The sequence below is a fragment of the Janthinobacterium foliorum genome (assembly GCF_978021625.1).
This window is the reverse complement of sequence record NZ_CDXDQE010000073.1, coordinates 1-357: the sequence shown is the minus strand read 5'-3', so window position 1 is coordinate 357 and position 357 is coordinate 1. Positions and strand designations below refer to the sequence as shown.

At 41.7% G+C, this 357-nt stretch carries 1 rRNA gene; it reads left to right on the top strand.

The features are described 5' to 3' along the window. Positions 1 to 289: 289 nt before the first annotated feature. A 16S ribosomal RNA gene (locus ACZ92H_RS29545) occupies positions 290 to 357 on the top strand; the annotation flags it as partial.

Sequence of the window (357 nt, the reverse complement as noted above, 5' to 3'; positions counted from 1 at the left end):
CTTCGCAGCTGACAAACACAACGCTTTGTCGATAGCGCGAAAGCAGTAACCGAATACAGTTCTTTAACAATTAACAGTCGATAAGTGTGGACATTTGAGGCAAGTGCAGCGCCGATCTTCGGATTGGCGTCATACTTAAAATATCAAATGTTCACAAGAAATAATGAAATAGGATACTTCTTAGGAAGTAGCCTGTCAGTTTTTTGAGTGAGCAAATCTTTTGCAATGCGAAAGATTTGGATGGTAGTGATACTGTCCGACCTGTCAGAAATGACATTAAACAGAGATTAAACTGAAGAGTTTGATCCTGGCTCAGATTGAACGCTGGCGGCATGCCTTACACATGCAAGTCGAACG